Source organism: Vibrio lentus, assembly GCF_002875945.1.
Classification (GTDB): domain Bacteria; phylum Pseudomonadota; class Gammaproteobacteria; order Enterobacterales; family Vibrionaceae; genus Vibrio; species Vibrio apostichopi.
The window spans coordinates 1-17,122 of sequence record NZ_MCZK01000097.1 but is presented as its reverse complement, the minus strand read 5'-3'; the positions used below and the strand labels follow the sequence as shown (position 1 = coordinate 17,122).

Genomic DNA, 17,122 nt, shown 5'->3' with positions numbered 1-17,122 from the left:
ACTAGATAAGAAAAGAGCCTAACACTAGATATTATTCTTCGCTGAACAGATCGCCGCCGTGCATGTCGATCATCTCTAGGGCTTTACCGCCACCTAGAGCAACACACGTTAGTGGCTCTTCTGCAACAACAACAGGGATACCTGTTTCTTCTGTTAGCAGACGATCAAGGTCTTTAAGTAGTGCACCACCACCGGTTAGTACCATACCATTTTCTGAGATATCAGAAGCTAACTCTGGCGGACACTGTTCAAGTGCAACCATTACTGCAGATACGATGCCAGATAGAGGCTCTTGAAGCGCTTCAAGGATTTCGTTTGAGTTTAGGCTAAAGCTACGAGGAACACCTTCTGCAAGGTTACGACCACGAACTTCGATCTCTTGCACGTCATCGCCAGGGTAAGCTGAACCGATTTCGTGTTTAATCTTCTCTGCTGTCGCTTCACCAATCAAGCTGCCGTAGTTACGACGAACGTAGTTGATGATTGCTTCATCAAAACGGTCACCACCGATACGAACAGAAGACGAGTAAACTACGCCATTCAGTGAGATAACCGCAACTTCAGTAGTACCACCACCGATATCAACCACCATTGAACCTGTTGGCTCAGATACACGTAGCCCAGCACCAATCGCAGCAGCCATTGGCTCATCGATTAGGTAAACCTCACGAGCACCAGCACCTAGCGCTGATTCACGGATAGCACGACGCTCAACCTGAGTTGAACCACAAGGTACACAAACCAAAACACGAGGGCTTGGTTTAAGCACACTGTTATCATGCACTTGCTTAATAAAGTGCTGAAGCATTTTTTCGGTTACGTAAAAGTCAGCAATTACACCGTCTTTCATTGGGCGGATCGCTGAAATGTTACCAGGCGTACGACCAAGCATTTGCTTAGCAGCGTGACCAACCGCAGCGACACTCTTTGCAGACCCCGTACGATCTTGGCGAATAGCGACAACGGAAGGCTCATCAAGAACGATGCCTTGGCCTTTTACATATATAAGGGTATTGGCTGTACCTAAATCAATCGATAGGTCGTTTGAAAACATGCCACGAAGTTTTTTAAACATATTCTTCGCTCATCCTGCAAGAATTAGAAGACAAAAATTGCACTAAATGTACCAATGCCTTGCTGTCACGGCAAGGCATTGAAGTATAAACATGGACTGAAACCCGCAATTTCTTACAGATTCCTAACTTAAGGGGCAAAAATTATATTTTTACTGACCTGTTAAACCGCTTTCACCTCGGTAAATCACTCGATCGTTACCGCGGTAGATACCAAATGTGACGACGGTGGAGGGATCCTGCTCTCCATTTGCCTCATCCGAAACTTTATCGCTACCCCAATCGTATCTGAGCCATGGAATATCATCCATATTTTGCCACAACTGTACTTGTTCACGCGCGCTTACACCTGCACCTTGAGAAGCCGTCAGGTTACGAGATTCTCCATCAGAGACCAGTCCGCCATTAGCGAGTGTTACTGTCGTGGTAACACTGTCGTCTTCTGACCAAATAACATCGCTAGCGCTCGTAGAAGCTTCGACGTTTGTAGCATTATCATCTTCATTAAGAACAAAGCGACTGCCATTCCAATACTCAACTCTTAGAGGAATAGTAATTGTTGCTCCTGAATTACCACCAACATCGTCTAAGTCCATTCGACCAAAGCGAATATCGGGCTGCGCGGTTAGGAGTTGAGGATCTCTACTCCCCTCCTCGTTCTGATAAGCAACCGGATCATCACTTACAGAACCAGTGTGAGTAATTGATATATCTGTTGAGTTGCCATTAGTACCGTTGTAAGGACCATCCTCATAATTATTAGCCATTGATAATTTTTCGAGACATAGTTCTGAATCACAGTCAGTTGAAGGAGAAGTTTCACTTAATGTAAAAGTACCAATACTTCGATTATCAGTAGCAGTCCACTCTTTGTTAGGTACAGGAGCATTAAAGCGGTCACCAAAATTTGGCTCAAATAATGAGAAACCCGCCGTTAACGTGCTATCAAATGATGCATAATTTTCAATCGCGTTCCCTAGAGCATTTAGCGCCTCAACTTCAAATTCGACACCATCGAATGGTTGATTCATATAAGCAAAGCTTTGCTCACTTACTCCACTTCCTGGATAGTCCCAAATTGGAGTACCTATCGTGGAGAAATATTTTGGATAAAAGCGACCTACTAGTTCCGTATCTTCATTTAGATCCATAGTAAGGTACGTAGCATTTGTCTTAAATTGCACAGAGCCGACTTCATCCCATAAATAATTTGAAATCACAAGTTCGGAAGAGTTATCAAACGGTCCTACCACCGCTGGCGTTATATTTAAATTGTCATCAACAATGTTGGGATAAACTAATTTAAAAGACACATTGATAGGACCGGAATCTAGTGCATAGTTAGTAGTTACATCTAAATTACACTCGTCTCCACTACCAAATACAATTGGTCGATACTTGACAGAAAAGTTCTCACCTGAAGCCATAAACCCGGGGCTTCCAGTCGTCGTTGCTGGATTTGAATTTGTTGTTACAGACGTCTCTTTTATATCACAAATCGCAATTTTCCACGGTCTAGCTTTAAACTCAACCTGTCCAACCACCTGCTTTATTGTGCCCTCTGGGCAACCTTGTGCATTAGGGAAATCATCGCACGAAACAGGAGCCTTTAGAGCACCTTCAAACCATCCAGATTCATCGAATTTAAGACTAATACTCCCTTCAGCATTGGTTACTGAAGCATCAAGTTTTAAAGACGCACTATTTCCCGAGCTAGGGGTAAATTTAGTCTGAGTTACATTACTCTCGTCCAAATCGACAGAATAGCCTAATGAAATAGGCTTACCCGTGTTATCACACGCCAGTGCCTTTATCGGGATTGAATCTTTCTCTTGACCCGCTATCAGTTCGATAAACTTTTCGTTATTGACTTCAAATTTTAGTGGCACAAAGATAAGGTCGCTAGTATCTTCAATCGCACTTCCAACTACATTAGCCGTTACAGGAATAGCGCCATATTGGTTACCATCTCGACTATCGATATCAAAAACAAACCGCTTATTCTGACTGTCAAATGAGCCACCACTAAAAGTGACGCCCTGCGCGCTTATTGATACCGTTTCTCCATCCACACTATCCATTGGCTGATCGTTATCATCATAGGGAATTACATAGACTTGAGCTGTATCATCACAAGTTAAGTGGTAATTATTAGGTTCGATTTCTATATATTTTATAGTGGGTTCTGTAGGTGTATAACATCCAGTTAAACTTTGAGCTTTTATGTAGCTAGTGTCTCTTGCTCTAAACGTAACTCTAGGAGCTGTTATTGCTCCAGTCATTTGAAAACGGGCTACATTATTGACATCAAAGCCAACGCTAGCAGACTCTGGAGATATATACACATTTGCATTTAAGCGAATATCACTACCATTTTGCGGCCAAAACGCAGCAAGAGCTCCATGCCCAATAAAAGTTAATTTATTATGATCATAATTAGAGTCTGGATCACTCTGATCATTCTTGCCCGCATTTATGTATATACGACTTTTTTGATAAAAATTAATATGGTTATAGTGAATAACAACGGGGCCATCACCTTGCACCTGAATATAAGAATCGTTGTGATTGAAGTTAATGCTATCAATCCAGTATTCGCCAGCTGGAAAAATAACAGTGCTATTGTTTGCACTAAAAGATAATGAAGTATAATAGTACTGCGTTGCAATCGTGCTTTGATTATTACCAGCAGCTATCAATTCCCCACCGGAAGCACTAAAAGTTGCTGTATCAGGCACGCCAAACGGAAACAAATTCTTAGTCGTACTAACTGTGCAGCTGCCACCATTGTTTTGGCCATCTTTGTACACACAGGCACCAATACCAGAAACGCTAGAAGAAGAAAAACCTATGGCTTCTGATTTAGATAGTTGGTTTAAGTAGATATTATTTCCACTACCATTGCCCGAAGATATATTTAATGCCCCGTCCCAAGGTATCCACTCTCCCGGATTAGAGCTAGGGCGATAACGATTCGACTGCAACATTTCAGGAAAGTAGTCACACTTTTCAATAGGTAGCATTACTCTTTCAAAAGCAAAGTAACCAACCTCTTCCGGTATATGAGTACGGTCTCTAAAATCTTCATCTACAACAAAACTAACCTTATCGTTATTGATGTTACAACGGCGTAACCAACCTCCGTGCCCACCAGCTCTCTCTTGTTTATTGGCGATGATCCCATCAATACTACTTAGAGAGCTAGTGGCGTACTTATCTTCACAACCGTCTAGCATTGGGTCACTACCACTTTGACTTGGCGTATCATAACCTCTTGCAAATTGAACCTTATACCCATCAACCTCAAGATTGGAATTAGTTGGTAATGTTGCTAAAAACGCTATTTTTTCATCTTCATAATCACGATTACTACTGTGAGAAGCACTGAGCTCTAAAAATAGATCTACGTAAGATCTTTCATTAGTTCTTTTTACCTTTCCTGATGTCATCCATTTAGCACTATTATTCCGAGTTTGGATTTGGTGTAACACGACTGGATTTGAGGAGAACGTCCCTCCACCAAAATCACTATAGAGAACTCTATCATTGTCGTTTGAACCAGACTTAGCACTTGCTTCATCAGTCTCCAGATATCCAGCGATTACTTGATGACCATTAAAGTCAGCCACCCCAGGTTCAATAGCAAGATAACTAACCTCTGTCATTGGTTGACTAGTTAAATCTGAGCCACCTCCATTCTTAGGAGCTTTAATTTGCTTAATCGTTGCTTCCGTTTTCGTAACATTAGTCACAACTAACGTTGCAGGAGCATCTGAGTCAGGATTAGCTGGATCGATAGTTGGCATTACAAACACAAGTGGCGTGTTCGTAAAAGGTTTATTCAGCGGAATCTTACATTCTGAGCCATTACATTGCATGACACCAAACTGGTAAAGCGCTTGGGGTGCATAACTTGGAGGAGGTTGAGTTATATCATCATCACACTTGATTTCGCTCGCCCCATCGCCTGAAACCGCAATCGCTGCAGAAAGCCCTGAAAGGTCAGCATATTGACGAGTTCCAACTTGTCGCCAAGAACTTCCTTCCCACAAATTGTAAGTTAACCATCCTGACTTATTCGTGACGCTCTCATATTCAAGCCAAACCTCATAAAACTCACCATTCGACGTTTCGTTATCATCAATTACGGGGCTTTGAACGCTACTATCATTACTCCAAATGGGTGTCGGACTACCGCCATTTCTTTTAGTCGCATATATAGTATCTTCCCCGGACGATGGAGCTAATTTAAACCATACGGAGAAATCGTCCCCTGCGTGGAGAGAACTACATTGGGATGAAGAAAAATCAGCAAAAGAAGGAAAAGAAATAAATAGCAGCGCAAATATTATACTAAGATGTTTCATTCAGCCTCCTTAACCCAAAGCTCTTGATTACGTTGAACTTCACTCACTCCAGAACCACAAACAACTGAGGACTCTAAAACATAAAAAACAAAACCATCGAGCCGACCCCGGCTTTCACATTGCAATGAACTCAGCGAACAATTCATCGATGACTCAGAAACTATTGAACCAGCAACATTTGCCACAGCACTCGGTATAGGGTCAGTGCATACAGTTGAAATAGCAGATGAAGAATGTGGGTCAGGATCCGGATAAAACTGAGTCATAACATACTCATTAACAGAATGGCTGAGTAACCAAGCTTGCGTGCCAAGTACAACTCGAGTGTTTGAATCATTATCAGACCAACTAGTTCGACTCAAACTTGTCGCTAAGAAACCCAGCACCACGATAACAAAGATGACCATGATTAGCGCACTACCTTTTTGGGATAATTTACGGGACATTAATCACCTGTATATCTTGCTCGAATACTGTAGATTCATTGTTTTCTGAAAACTCGAGAATCAATTCAACAACACCACTTCTCTGAACATCCGCGGGTTGGTAACTCAGAACACTATTATCAACAACAATTCGGTCGCTTATGGTTATTCCATTTCTAGTCATTAGATTATTAGCAGCAAGGCAGTATTCGACTAGATTGTTTTCATCAAATACATAATGCCTATTGCTAACAGAGCCACCAATGAGGCTAACTGCACCACTAGGTATCGTGAAGAAATCTTCCGTGGGTAGTGATCTGACGCCACTAAGAGAAAACACATTATTAACACCGCTACTCACAACGGTGTGAGATTGTGTCGGGTTTATGACCAAAGACATTGATTGCAATGATGCGCTAGTTGCATTTGTATCACTAACTAAAAAATTAATATCACTTCCCGATACCGCATAAAACCCAGATTCAACAATAGGATAGAATGAAACACAACCACTATTCTCTGCCGACGGGAATATATTAGGTACAGCATGTCTCACTTCACGAGAAAGCTTTTCCAATACAAATCTAGCTTCAGTTTGTAATCGAAATCGCTCTACAGAACCAAAATAGCCTCTCATTCCAAGCTCAGTAAAATTAGCGACACCAAGTAATACAATACTTGAGACGACTATGGCCAAAATCATCTCTATTAGCGTAAACCCTTTATCCTTCATTAATACTCCCCCTTAAAGGCGACTAAAGTGATAGGGGGGTTATTGCTCGCGGTAATTGTTAGCGTAAATTTCTGCATCGACGTGGTCGGTGTATCGTTGGTAACTATCAACTCCACATCAAAATTAGTGTAAGTGCTGCCAAGATCTATAGATGTTCCAGAGCTTACTGACCCGTAATCACGAGCAAGAAGATCCGTCATAATACTTTGACCTAATGCTGAGGCTCGGTTGGAATAATTAACTTGCCCAGAAAGTGCGGATTGTGGTGCGAGAAAAGTAGAAAATGCGAGCATTGCAAAACCAAGTAGTACAATAACAATGATCGACTCAATAAGCGTAAAGCCACTATTTACGTACTTCATGGGCATGCCTGATTACTTGGATAAACAAAACCTTGAGAATTGATACAAACCCAAGCTCTGTCTGAACTATTATTGGATGAAATCGTAATTTGAACACCAGATGAAGCGGTATTTTCAGGATTACCTAAAAGGCTGAATTCGATTGGAGAAGAGTAGCTAGAGGAAGGTACAGATGAGAAACTATAATCATCACTAGCGATAACATCACTTCTTGTTTCAGATAAGTTGTCACAAGCAGATTGCGAGCCGATGCAATTGTTCGCAGCCACTAAACGTAAGCTTTCGGCACCTGACACAGACATATCCATATTGGATTGCATTCTATTCAACTGAACTTGCCGAACAATGGAGATTACTTGATCTTGCAGAGCATATAGTTCAAAACTACTTCGACCTGACATACGTGATACAGCTGTAATTGACACGATAGCAAGGATAATGATAACGACGATTAGCTCTACCAGAGTAAAGCCTTTAGGTATCCGACTGTTATCCATAATGAACCTCTGACCACCTAACAAGTATTGATTATACAAGACAATAAAAATTTCGAACTTATGTATATGAATAGTTTTGATATTTATGAGCTACAGATAGAAAAAAGGCCAGCGATAGCTGGCCTTTCATTACTATCGTAATTAGTTACAACCTGTGTCAATTACTGTAGCTGAAGCTGCTTCTGATACAGCAGTACCTGTAGCTTGGTCAAAACGAACAGCACAAGTAACATCAGTACTGCCCGAAAAAGTATATGTGATACTCGTGTTAGCAACACTTGCAGCAACAGCCCAGTCGTCACCTAAGCCAACTACTGCAGCACCAATACCATCTTCTGTTGCGCGTGGGTAACCAAAAATAGTAGAAATACCGTCAACGTCAGTACCTGTAGCTGCACTTGCCGTTTCAGAACCTTCAATAGCAGCTTTACCAAATACAATCCCCGAAGCTCCGTTCATTGCACCTTTTAAGCCTTGTAATGACGCTTCACGAGCATCACCTTGTAGGTTTAGGAAACGTGGTGCCGCAGTTACAGCAAGAATACCTAGAATAACAATTACAACCACTAGTTCGATTAGGGTGAAACCGCCTTGTCTTTTCATAGTTAAGCTCTCTCTATGTTTAATTTTACGCAGACTTACTGCAAAGTTACGGTCACACGACCAGTTTTAATTTCGTAAACAAATTGGTGCTCAGTACTACCTTCTAATTGAACGTAAGTACACGTTGCATCACCTGAATTCGCTTGCGCTGAATATTTGTAATTTGAGTCACTTGCAACATCTGAAACCGCACCAACTTTAGGTGGATTTTGCAGCAAGTTTTCCATCAATTCAGAACATGTTTTATCTGAAATGTCTTGTGGCGCGGTGCTAGAATTATTATTCAGAGTCCATGGATAGCCGTCTCGAAAGTCGGTATCTTCGTTGTTACTGTTCTTTGATCTTGTTAACCAAAAATCAACACCATCATAATTTACAGTATTGTATGTTTCAACACCAATCTTCTCTGATGGGCGTGCTTCTGCTTCCCACTGTGCTCTTGCCGACAAAACTGCGGTCGCAAAACCACCAGCAACGCCTTCAATGCTTGATTTCTTGGCTTCATCTGTCACATCTAAGAAGCGAGGTAGGGCGGCAACCGCCAATAAACCAACGACCACAATCACTATGACTAATTCGACAAGGGAGAAACCCTTTTGATTCTTAAGCATTTTCTACCTACTCATCTAATTATTAACGCGCATTATACATTCGCGCTCGTATAAAACCATACAAAAACTGTCAATATTTTCACAAAGCCAAAATATTGGCTTTAACACTAAATCTTTCTTTTTTGAGCAATATATCTATCTGATACTTATCACTATAATGATAACTACAATGAAATTGTATGTTATCACTTTTATCTTCAACACTTGGAGAGCTTAGCCCTAAAATGCTCCCTTGTGGATACAATTGATCCAGCCAATAATTGCAGTCTCGTTCCGAGTCTTGGAGCGGCATTATCCACCCTGTTCTACTGTAAATTTTTGGTGATTCCGAATCATCTTCTCGCTTAGTACCCTTTAACAAATACTGTTGCTTGAAACGATTGGCTCGCTCTAGCATTTGCTTACTCGCCACGATAAATGCCGTGTTAGTCGCTTCCTCTTCTACCGTTTTCGATGCAGAAAGTAGGCCTACAATCAGAAAAAGAATAACCACACTCCAAATAACAAAACGTGAGCGCTGTAGGTTATTTAGCATTCCCTAACCTTTGATTGCATCCAGCATGCCCCACATAGGTAAGAAAATACCTAGCGCTAAAATCAGCACCATACCCGCAACTACCGTCAACAGAATCGGCTCAATTCTGGCCGTTAAAGTCTTCAGATCGTAATCGACTTCTCGATCATAAAAATCAGCCACTTCAAGTAGCAACTCATCAATACGACCTGTCTCTTCACCCACTGAAATCATTTGTATCACGAGCGGTGTGAAAATTTCGCTGTTGATCGCGGTAGATGAAACGGTACTACCCGCTTCGATTGCCGATTTCATGGCTTGAACTCGCAGTTCTAGAAAACGATTGTCCAAAGCCTCAGCTGATAACGCTAATGATTGGTTAAGTGGTACACCCGCTTTTAGCATTAGTGCAAAAGTACGTGAAAAGCGCGACAGTAGCGCTCGATTTACAACTCCACCAATAACCGGCATTTTTAAACGCAACCTATCCCACTTTTCCAATCCTTTGTCGGTTTTTACCCATGCTTTAAACGCGAAGATAAGACCGAAAATAACCGCGAGCATCAAGCCCCAGTAATTCACAAAGAACTCGGACATACCAATCAAGATACGAGTAGGCAATGGTAGATCGACACCAAAGCGCGCGAACATACTAGAAAACTGTGGAATCACCTTGATGTTAAGAATGAACATCGCAATCAAAATAAAGCTGATAACAAAGGTTGGGTAACGCATTGCGGTCTTGATTCGCTTACGAGTCTCAACCTCCTGTTCGTAGTATCCAGCCAGTTGTAACAAGGCCTGGTCTAAACGACCTGTATTTTCACCAACACCGATCATAGATACAAACAGCGGGCTAAATACTTTTGGGTGCATCTGCATCGACGCCGATAGTCCACGACCATTGGTTAATTCAGCAACCACTTCTTCTAAAGCCGCTTTCAACTGTTTGTTTTCGCAGTTTTGGGTTAGGCCTTTCATCGACCTTAATAATGGAACACCCGCTTTAGTGAGGCTGTATAACTGTCGGCAAAACAGAACTAAAACTTCTAGAGGCACATTAGGAGAAAACAGGCTAGATACATCCATATCTAACACTGACCCGCCACTTTTCCCCAATTTGATCGAGGTAGGAATGATCCCCTTGCTCATCAAGCTTTCAGCAGCAAGATCTTCGTTATTCGCATCCAACTGGCCAGTCACTTGACTGCCATCAGAACTACGACCTACATAACGATACGTTGGCATACTAGTCTACCCTTACAGATAAATTGGATCGGTTGCACCGGAGGCATCGCCTTCACCAAGGTGCATGATCTCATCGAGGCTCACAACACCTTGCAAAGCCAGTTCCATCGCAGAAGCCAATAACGGTTTGTAATTGTCAGACTGTCTCGCTGTTTGAGCGAAACCAACCGCGTCGTTGGCTCTGAGCGCATCCATCATGTTTTGCTCTAGCTCTAGCATTTCAAAAACACCAATACGCCCGCGGTAACCCGTCAAATTACAGTTCTGACAACCACGTCCCTTCATGAAAGGTACATCGACTTGATTTGGGAAACGTACACTCAGCCACTGCTTACGAGGCTCATCGAGTTCGTCATCGACCTTACAATCAGTACACACTTTACGAACCAATCGCTGTGCGACAACCGCTCTCACGGCACTTGCCACGAGATAACCGGGAGCACCCATGTCCATCATACGCAGTGCGCTATCTACTGCATCGTTGGTATGGAGCGTACTTAATACTAAGTGACCGGTTAATGCAGCCCTTAAGCCAATCTCAACGGTTTCGTGATCACGCATCTCACCAATAAGAATGATATCGGGATCCTGACGTAGGAAGGTTCTCAATACCGTCGAGAAGTCGAGGTTGATCTTAGGGTTTACTTGAACTTGGTTTACACGAGGAAGACGGTACTCGACCGGATCTTCCGCAGTAATGATCTTTTTACCCGGTTCGTTCAGTTCGCTTAACGCACCATATAAGGTCGTCGTTTTACCTGAACCTGTTGGGCCAGTTACCAAGATCATGCCATGAGGACGGCGTAATTGCTGGCGAAGACGAACAAGAAGATCGTTGGGGATACCCGATGCTTCTAGCTTACGTAAGCCTGCTGATTGGTTAAGCAAACGCATTACTACAGACTCACCATGCTGTACTGGCATGGTCGACATACGAATATCGACAGACTGACCTTTAGCTCGAATATTGAAACGACCATCTTGAGGCAGACGTTTCTCAGAAATATCCAAGTTCGCCATCAGTTTCAAGCGCAGTACCAAAGCAGAAGCAATATTCACTTCATTCAATAGCGTTTCATGCAGCACCCCATCAATACGCTGACGAAGACGTAATACATTAGAGTCTGGTTCGATATGGATATCGGAAGCGCCGACTTGAATTGCATCTTCAAACAAAGAGTTGATAAGTTTAACAACCGTCACTTCGTCGCTGTCTTCACCTGCGATATCAAAATCAAAGGCATCATTAACTTGGTGCTCGGCATGCAGCTGCTCAGCAAAAGAAGCGATCTCTTTGGTTCGACGATAGTAACGGTCAAAACCATCGACTAACTGTCTCTCTTGAGCGACAACAAATTCAAGTGCGTAATCACCTAGTTGACCAAGCAATGATTCCTGAGCAAACAGATCAGCAGGATCACTCATTGCAACACGCAAGGTATCGCCTTGGCGACCAATCACCAATGCACGAAGGCGACGAGCATGTACCTCGGGTAAAAGCTGAACCGCTTCTACATCGACTACGGCTCGACTTAAATCAATCAGAGGAATCGCTAACTGCTGAGACAAAAAGCTCAGCATCTGCTGTTCAGACAAGAAGCCAAGTTCAATCAAGGCATCGCCAAGCTTACGCCCGGTACTTTTCTGAGCGGCCAGTGCTTGTGCAACCTGAGCCTCGGTAATGATGCCTTCTTCTACGAGCAAATCACCAAGTCGCTTCCTTAATCTAATTTGCATCGTCGTTCTCCTCTAAGGCATCGATTATTTTTAATCTGTCGCGGACAAAGTTTTGCGATTGAGATGAGATTCCAACTCGAGTTAAAGCGCCTTGGTACGACTCTTTAGCAGCACTAAAATCAAGCTGTCGCTCTTGTTGAATCGCAAGACCTAGCCACCAGCGAGCATTGGCTGAATCGACTTCGACCAACTTTTGGTAACTCTCTAAGGCAATCTCTTCTTGTTGTGATTTTTGACTCAAAGCCGCACGCATTGCTAAATAATCTTTGGACGGATTGGGCGGTAAATGTACTAATGGACTCAAGGCGGCTTCCGCTTGATTCGCTTTGACGAGCAATTTTGATAAACCAAGACGTAGCTTTTCACTATTGGTATTCAGCTTGATTCCGGATTGATAAAGCTCATAGGCTTTACGAGTATCACCCTTACCAAAATAGAGAATCGCAAGTTTCTGACGCACATCCTCATTTCTAGGGGCGTAACGCAGAGCTTCGGTATAACCTTTCAGAGCACCAGCAAGATCGTTCGCATCGAGAGCTTTCTGAGCTCGACCTACGGCATTATCGGATAGCTGTTGAGAAGTCAGCTCAATCTGCTCGATCAACATGCCATCGCCAACTGAATTCACAGGTGAAGCTGCAGGCGTTTCTACACTCGCCAGTTCATTAACTGACGAAGACTTTTGTTTCGATACGCTTGCCACATAAACCGGCTTTTGAGGAGCTACTTTTAACGCTTTAGGGGCTTTTGGCTGTTCCGCGACACTGGTCGTTTTAGCTTTTATTGACTGGTCTACTCGCGACTTAGTGGTTATCGATTGAGTTGTTACAGGTGATTGAGGTTTTTCAACCATAGAATGAGATGTCACTGACGTAAGTTCAGAATCGACAACAACCAGTTTTTGAGTTGGTGACAAAGGCATCGCTGGCGTAACAACACGATTCACTTGCCCCGAACTGTCGACAAGCGACACCTCTACTTGTGGGGCACTTACTGAAATGGGGTTATCAAGTTTAGGGGCTTGCGACACCGCCCAACCACCCATAGCCAAACTTAAGGTAAAGCCACCGACAACCCAAACCAATGGCGAGCGCGTTTTGACTTTAGGCACGACAGCCGCTTCTATCGATGTTGTTGATTCTTTCTTTGCCAATTCAGACAAGGCGTTATTAATGACGCTCATAATTAATTCCAACCCCACAGTATTGGCGTTTTAAATTTAGGCTTACATACATCGTATGTTTCATGCATTGCAGCAAATAGGTGTTGGTTTTCAAGCGTTTTTTTATCTTCGCTAAACGAAAGCAACAAGGCTTTGTGACACAACTGATTAATCAACCTTGGAATTCCTAAAGAAGAGCGCCAGATTGCTTTTTTATGATTCAAACTAAATAGGTTTTGATTGCCACCCGACTTGGTTATTCGGTTATCGATATAAGCTACCGCTTCATCAAGATTAAGCGGCCTTAGAGTTGAGCTAAAACTGATTCTTTGACGAAACTGCCTAAGATGATAAGCCTCTAAGCGGATATCCAATTCAGGCTGTCCGAGTAACACTATCTGTAATAATTTCTTATCTTCTGTCTCTAAATTACCGAACAACCTTAATGTTTCGAGCGCCTCATCCGATAGAGCTTGAGCTTCATCGATTATCGCGACGACTCTTAGCCCCGAGCTGTGTAACTCAATCAATTTATGCTGAATGCTATCGACTAAAGTCGCTTCGTTCTCGACCACAACGTCAAGCTCTTTAGCGACAGCTTGACGTAAGTCAGCACCAGATAGCATTGGGTTGGGAAGGTAGATTAGCGCAGTACAGTCTTGTAGATGGTTCACCAACATGCGGCATACCATCGTTTTTCCCGTACCGACCTCACCAGTAACCTTGATCACGCCCTCCCCCATCTCTAACGCCGAGATAACCGTTTGAATCGCCTCAAAGTGAGGCGCCAAACCATAAAAGAAGTCGGTATTCGGCGTTAAAGTAAACGGCAGTTGTTCAAAGCCAAAATGAGCTTGATACATAAGGTGACCTACCTTAATTCAGCGCTGCCAATCTACACAGAGAAGATGAGTGGTTACTCTCCATCAGGGAACCATTCTTGTAGAAGGTCTCGAGAACGCTCCAACTCAGACTGCCAAGTATTGACGCCCACAATGGTCGGTTTCAATAAGATCACAAGCTCAGTTTTTTGAGTTAATTGACTGGTGTTACGGAACAAGTGGCCGAGTGCTGGGATATCACCAAGGAATGGAACTTTAGACGTCACATCACTGGTGTTAGATTTCATCAAACCACCAATCACAACCACATCGCCATCTTTTGCACGAATCACTGAGTCAGACTCACGAATAGAGCTTTTCGCCAAAGGAAGTTGCACCAAGCCCGTTGTTGAACCTAGGTTGAGTTCTTTCACTTCTTCCTCAACCTCAATAACGGCAGGGTGAACATGTAAGAATACGCTACCTTTATCATCTATCTGAGGAGTCACATCCAAAGAGATACCAGAGAAGAACGGAGTTAGCTCGACTTCAGGAGCAACATTGGCATTATCACCACTGCCGACCGAACTTGATAAATCTGTTACGTAATACTCGTCAGTGCCCACTTTGATAACCGCTTTCTGGTTATTCGCTGCCGTTACTCGTGGGCTCGATAGAACGTTAAGGTCACCTTGGGTATCCATAAAGCTCAAAACCGCTTCAAAGCTGCCATCTGAAATCGTTACGTTGGTTTGTCCGCCTAACAAAGAGCTGATTGCATCTAAAGGAGGTAATGTTCCGCCAGGTCGGTCAATAACAACACCGCCGCTGCCAATCGACTTGGATAAATTAGACCAGCTAATCCCCTGTTGGTAACCATCACTCAAGGTCACTTCCATGATTTTGGCTTCTAAGATAACTTGGCGCTGCAAACGTTTCTGAGAAATACCTAAAAACTCTCGAACTTCACGAATTTCATCAGGATAAGCGCGTACCGTAATCACACTGGCTTGTGGGGTAACCACAACACTTTGCCCTTCGCCAGATCCGATTAGGTGAGCAACTGCGGCTTCAAGCTGTGGCCAAAAATCACTTTCCGAAGTCGTTTCAATCTCTGTTCCGCCATTCGATGTCGAATTCGATGAATTGGACGAATTAGAAGAGTTAGATGAATTCGATGAGTTTGAGTTCGAATTTGAAGAGCTTGATGAATTGGAGTCTGAGTTAGAGATCGTGCCGGTGGTAATCGTCGTCAATGAGCGACCAGAACGCTTAACTTGTAAGTAATCGACAGGAATCGTGACCGTTCGAAGACCTGCAGGGTAAACCTGAATCACTTTGCCACGCTTCTCAATATCGTAGCCATACATATCTTGAGCAACAGCCAACACTTCATCTAACGTCACATCGGTTAGATTCAACGTAAGGTTTCCAGCCACGCTTGGGTGAATAGCAGCACTGTATTCAGTCCCTTTAACTAAGCTAGCAAAGAAGGTTCTAGCTTCGACACCATTCGCCTGAATACGAAAGCGCTTAACCGTTTCCATACTCGGAGACATAGAGTCTGAATCAAGTTGTGGCATGAGGTCATCTTGAACCGATGAAGGAAGCTCATGAAGTGCTTTACTATTAGCTTCATTAATGGATTCGTTCAAAGACTCTTTTATCTCAACAGGGTCACGATGCCCCATTGAACAACCGACTAAAGATGACACTAGAATTGCTACTACAAGTTTACGCATGTCTTCACTCAAACCTTAATTATTCTTAATATCTAAAGAGAACATCTCTAATTTCCACTGCTTAGAGTTTCTCTGCAGAGTGACGTATTCTGGATCGATATTCTTAACTCGATACCCTCTGACCGTTTCTCCTTGAGCGAGAATTTGACCATTTAGAATCGCATAACAAGGTGTATCACCTTTACAAACAATGCTCTCTAATGATGGTAGACGATACTGAGTCGGCGCTTTTTTAGCTGGCGCTGCTTGTTGCGGCGTTAACCAGCCTAATGGCGCCGTGGGATCTTGTTCAGCTCTTGCTACTTGTCCACAAAAAAGTAGCGACAACAGGATAATTCTAACCACCGATAAACTCCTGTCTGGTACCTAGCGTATAAACCTCAAACACAAGTCGAGCATTTGGGTACTCTTCTACCGAGTATTTAAATGTACGCCAGTAATAACTCACAGGCAGAGATTCAAGCGCTTGAAGGTAGGCTGAAATACTAAAATAGCTCCCCGTCAGCTCCATTCTTACTGGGTGTAGAAAGTAACCCGAGTACTCACTGGTTTCTTTATTATTCGAAATCGGTTCTGGTTTTAACGACTCTAAAGATTCAAGCTTTAATCCACTGCCAGCATTAAGCACACTCTCTAACAACTGTGACATTTGAGACGGCGAGATCAGCCCATCAATGATTTCTGATAACTGAACAGAGAGGTCTTGGCTCTCGACTAACAGCTTTTTGTATTCGAGATTAATCTCTTTATCCGGGTCTTTGTTCAGCTTGGCTTGAATCACCAGCAGCTCACCCTGTTGTCTTTGGTTTGACTGAGTCAAGCTCATCGACTTAGCTTTTTTAGCTTGTAAATCGAGATACGCAGGCTCAACCAGCAGCGTGAAAAGCAACATAGCTAGACCAACAAAACCACATACGAAAAGCAGCCATTTTTCTCTTTGACTTAATGCAAGAAACTTATCGCTAAGCTGATTCCACTGTTGCACTATTTGCTCTCCCTACGAGTACTCAATTCAAAAGTCACGACATCTTGATCATTACGACCTATTTTTAATTTTTCAAACGTTCGTCCAACTAAATTTAGTTCGCTTTGAAATTGGCCAATCCAGTTTGGAACGACATTTGCGTTACGCGCAAAGCCACTCAAATCTAAGGTATCGTGAGTCATATAGATGTTCGAAAGTGAGATATCATTTCGCCCTAACTTAGCGGCTCTTCTCCGCTTAGA

General features: G+C 43.0%; 16 protein-coding genes and 1 pseudogene. All 17 read right to left on the bottom strand.

Annotation, left to right across the window (positions count from 1 at the left end):
• Window positions 1–31: 31 nt before the first annotated feature.
• On the bottom strand, window positions 32–1,075 hold the full coding sequence (locus tag BCT49_RS06485; protein WP_102434605.1) for a rod shape-determining protein: 1,044 nt from the start codon (window positions 1,073–1,075) through the stop codon (window positions 32–34).
• 150 nt (window positions 1,076–1,225) lie between these two features.
• The gene (locus BCT49_RS06480; RefSeq protein ID WP_102434604.1) at window positions 1,226–5,440 is read right to left on the bottom strand and encodes a DUF6701 domain-containing protein; all 4,215 of its coding nucleotides are present in this window, start codon (window positions 5,438–5,440) and stop codon (window positions 1,226–1,228) included.
• Window positions 5,437–5,886, bottom strand: coding sequence for an MSHA biogenesis protein MshP (locus tag BCT49_RS06475; protein ID WP_102434603.1), 450 nt, complete (start codon window positions 5,884–5,886; stop codon window positions 5,437–5,439). Before BCT49_RS06475 ends, BCT49_RS06480 begins: the two co-directional genes overlap by 4 nt.
• Window positions 5,876–6,598 (bottom strand): PilW family protein, encoded by a 723-nt coding sequence (locus BCT49_RS06470; RefSeq protein WP_102434602.1) that lies wholly within the window; start codon window positions 6,596–6,598, stop codon window positions 5,876–5,878. The genes BCT49_RS06475 and BCT49_RS06470 overlap by 11 nt, the downstream gene beginning before the upstream one ends.
• A complete protein-coding gene (locus BCT49_RS06465) occupies window positions 6,598–6,960 on the bottom strand; it encodes a type IV pilus modification PilV family protein (RefSeq protein WP_102434601.1) in 363 nt (120 codons plus the stop codon). Before BCT49_RS06465 ends, BCT49_RS06470 begins: the two co-directional genes overlap by 1 nt.
• Window positions 6,957–7,457, bottom strand: a complete 501-nt coding sequence (locus BCT49_RS06460; RefSeq protein WP_102434600.1) for a prepilin-type N-terminal cleavage/methylation domain-containing protein — start codon at window positions 7,455–7,457, stop codon at window positions 6,957–6,959. The genes BCT49_RS06465 and BCT49_RS06460 overlap by 4 nt, the downstream gene beginning before the upstream one ends.
• Window positions 7,458–7,598: 141 nt before the next feature.
• Window positions 7,599–8,060, bottom strand: a complete 462-nt coding sequence (locus tag BCT49_RS06455; RefSeq protein WP_102434599.1) for a type II secretion system protein — start codon at window positions 8,058–8,060, stop codon at window positions 7,599–7,601.
• Window positions 8,061–8,095: 35 nt separating this feature from the next.
• Window positions 8,096–8,671: a prepilin-type N-terminal cleavage/methylation domain-containing protein gene (locus tag BCT49_RS06450; RefSeq protein ID WP_102434598.1), complete on the bottom strand. Its 576-nt coding sequence runs from the start codon at window positions 8,669–8,671 to the stop codon at window positions 8,096–8,098.
• A gap of 79 nt (window positions 8,672–8,750) precedes the next feature.
• Complete coding sequence (locus BCT49_RS06445; protein WP_102434597.1) at window positions 8,751–9,206, bottom strand: MSHA biogenesis protein MshF; 456 nt, start codon at window positions 9,204–9,206, stop codon at window positions 8,751–8,753.
• Window positions 9,207–9,209: 3 nt separating this feature from the next.
• Window positions 9,210–10,433 carry a type II secretion system F family protein gene (locus BCT49_RS06440; RefSeq protein WP_102434596.1) on the bottom strand — a complete coding sequence of 408 codons (1,224 nt, stop codon included), beginning with the start codon at window positions 10,431–10,433 and terminating at the stop codon, window positions 9,210–9,212.
• A gap of 12 nt (window positions 10,434–10,445) precedes the next feature.
• Complete coding sequence (locus BCT49_RS06435; RefSeq protein ID WP_102311266.1) at window positions 10,446–12,170, bottom strand: GspE/PulE family protein; 1,725 nt, start codon at window positions 12,168–12,170, stop codon at window positions 10,446–10,448.
• The gene (locus tag BCT49_RS06430; protein WP_102434595.1) at window positions 12,160–13,353 is read right to left on the bottom strand and encodes a tetratricopeptide repeat protein; all 1,194 of its coding nucleotides are present in this window, start codon (window positions 13,351–13,353) and stop codon (window positions 12,160–12,162) included. The genes BCT49_RS06435 and BCT49_RS06430 overlap by 11 nt, the downstream gene beginning before the upstream one ends.
• Window positions 13,354–13,355: 2 nt before the next feature.
• The gene (locus tag BCT49_RS06425) at window positions 13,356–14,195 is read right to left on the bottom strand and encodes an ExeA family protein (RefSeq protein WP_102434594.1); all 840 of its coding nucleotides are present in this window, start codon (window positions 14,193–14,195) and stop codon (window positions 13,356–13,358) included.
• Between the two features lie 53 nt (window positions 14,196–14,248).
• Window positions 14,249–15,895 carry a pilus (MSHA type) biogenesis protein MshL gene (gene mshL, locus BCT49_RS06420; protein WP_102434593.1) on the bottom strand — a complete coding sequence of 549 codons (1,647 nt, stop codon included), beginning with the start codon at window positions 15,893–15,895 and terminating at the stop codon, window positions 14,249–14,251.
• Between the two features lie 15 nt (window positions 15,896–15,910).
• Window positions 15,911–16,240: an MSHA biogenesis protein MshK gene (locus BCT49_RS06415; protein WP_102434592.1), complete on the bottom strand. Its 330-nt coding sequence runs from the start codon at window positions 16,238–16,240 to the stop codon at window positions 15,911–15,913.
• On the bottom strand, window positions 16,233–16,880 hold the full coding sequence (gene pilO / locus BCT49_RS06410) for a type 4a pilus biogenesis protein PilO (protein WP_102327010.1): 648 nt from the start codon (window positions 16,878–16,880) through the stop codon (window positions 16,233–16,235). Before pilO ends, BCT49_RS06415 begins: the two co-directional genes overlap by 8 nt.
• A pseudogene (locus BCT49_RS06405) lies at window positions 16,880–17,122 on the bottom strand (MSHA biogenesis protein MshI); the annotation flags it as partial. The gene pilO and the pseudogene BCT49_RS06405, both read right to left, overlap by 1 nt.